The 2,190-nt window shown below is 47.6% G+C and carries 2 protein-coding genes; one reads left to right on the top strand and one right to left on the bottom strand.

Annotated elements, in window-relative coordinates:
• The first annotated feature begins 7 nt into the window (after positions 1 to 7).
• Complete coding sequence (locus ABLU87_RS04730) at positions 8 to 1,411, top strand: ISNCY-like element ISKpn21 family transposase (RefSeq protein WP_001567368.1); 1,404 nt, start codon at positions 8 to 10, stop codon at positions 1,409 to 1,411.
• Between the two features lie 28 nt (positions 1,412 to 1,439).
• Here ABLU87_RS04730 and ABLU87_RS04725 read toward each other — a convergent pair whose 3' ends face one another.
• Complete coding sequence (locus ABLU87_RS04725; protein ID WP_001567369.1) at positions 1,440 to 2,072, bottom strand: hypothetical protein; 633 nt, start codon at positions 2,070 to 2,072, stop codon at positions 1,440 to 1,442.
• Positions 2,073 to 2,190 lie beyond the last annotated feature (118 nt).

Below are 2,190 nucleotides of genomic sequence, written 5' to 3'. Positions count from 1 at the left end.
GCATATCATGAGCGCAGAAAGCTCAGGAGTGTTTACTTTGAAAGAGATCAACCGGATCAAGATTATACAGGACGTCATTGAACGTCGCATCACAACGCGCCGTGCGGCCGAGCACCTCGGTATCAGCGACAGGCAATGCCGCAGACTTCTTGCCCGTTACCGTGAAGGCGGACCGCTTGGTATGGCCAGCAGACGATGTGGCATGCGTGGTAACCGCCAGTTGCCACCCGGGCTCGCAGATCAGGCTCTGGAACTGATCAAGACGCGTTATGCTGATTTCGGTCCGACTCTGGCGCGTGAAAAGCTCGAAGAACTCCACGGACTGTTTCTTGGCAAAGAAACTGTCCGGCGCATCATGGTGCGGGCTGGCTTATGGGTTCCCCGTAAACAACGTGCCGCAAGGATCCCTCAACCACGGTACCGGCGTCCGTGTACTGGTGAGCTGATACAAATAGATGGCTGTGATCACGACTGGTTTGAAGGCCGTGGCCCGGCCTGCACCGCGCTGGTCTATGTTGATGATGCAACCAGCAAACTGATGGAACTGTTGTTTGTTAAATCGGAGTCCACGTTTTCTTACTTCGAAGCCACGCGGCGCTATATCGATAAGCATGGTAAACCGCTGGCACTGTACAGCGATAAAGCCGGTGTTTTTCGTGTTAACAATAAACACGCCACAGGCGGAGACGGGCATACTCAGTTTGGGCGAGCCATGCATGAACTGAACATCCAGACTATCTGTGCAGAAACCAGTCCCGCCAAAGGGCGTGTAGAACGAGCTCACCTCACTTTACAGGATCGTCTGGTCAAAGAGCTGCGGTTACAGGGCATTTGTTCAATGGAGGCTGCAAATGACTTCGCTGAGGCCTATATGGCTGACTATAACCGCCGTTTTGGCAAAGTACCGCGACATGATTTTGACGTACACCGTGCTGTAGAACATGATGAGGACCTGGGGCTTATTTTCACTGTTCGTGAAAAACGTAAAGTCTCAAAATCGTTGACGATACAATATGATAAAATGTTGTACCTGATTGAAGACAGCGAACTGAGTCGCCGTGCAATAGGTAAATATATCGATGTGTATCACTATCCTGATGGCAGAAAAGAGCTGCGCCTGAACGGTACGCTACTTCCCTACTCTACCTACGACCGACTGTCAGAAATCGACCAGGGCGCGATTGTCGATAACAAGCGTCTTGGCCGAACCCTGGAGTTTATCAGTCTGGTGCAGAGCAAGCGGGATAACACGCGCTCTCAGTCAATTCCCGCTGGAGATGGCCCTTCCCGACGACGGCCAAAGCAGGAAGGGAAGAAATCCCAGCGCTCACTGGATAATGATGACATGCTCGAAGCACTCAAACAGCTTCAGTCACGTTCAGAGGACATTTTTGGTAAAAGAGCCCGCTGATGGTACTCACTGGCCGGACAGTGGTTGCTCACCAGTTGATATTGTCCGGCCAGACCCATGATGTATTATTCATTTCGTTCAGCATCTTTATGTCCTGCTTTTCACGGGCATACTTACCCCATAATGAATGAAAAGAACGAACAATACTGATTAACTGCTTTTTTCTTTGCTCCGGAGATAGGCTGATAAAATAGCAGCACCTGCTGTCAATATTATCCTCAATGAAATTAAAATCAGAGTCTGATGCATATTTTACTGTTAGCATAATATCATTCGACGTTGTTCTCTCAGACTCTGTTAATGCTGATTCTATCAGGTATTCAAAGGCATACATGACAGACAGCTGGTTTTTGTCTGTCTGAATATAACCCATTGAGTTTCTGAGTATTGAGGACTGTACCAGGACCAGAGGCCATAAAAGCTCAACACCATAAAGCTTATATGTATCATGTTGATCATACTGATGTTGCTCAACACGACGATTACCTTCCCGTGCTTTACGAATATCATAGGCAAGGGATAACATAAATCCGTCTTTAACTTTAATCAGTGGGCTTTCATCCACGATGTAATGAATGAGTTCATGTAATTCATTCAGGGCTTCTGAATCTCCCCACAGTATAAAACCTGCATTGTTCGGCGTTAACTCGTATCGAAGCATGGGCTCAATCATCCTGTTGTTTCAGTCGGAGGAAAGTCTATCAGTAAAGAGAATGAGAGATCAAAGTGGTCATTTTAATTGAGCTGGATAACGGACATTTCAATTGAGCCTTGACATA

The sequence above is a fragment of the Klebsiella sp. CB_Kp196 genome, assembly GCF_040061575.1.
Lineage (GTDB): Bacteria > Pseudomonadota > Gammaproteobacteria > Enterobacterales > Enterobacteriaceae > Klebsiella > Klebsiella michiganensis.
Note: the sequence above shows the minus strand (reverse complement) of the source record. Positions and strands in the feature narration are given on the sequence as shown.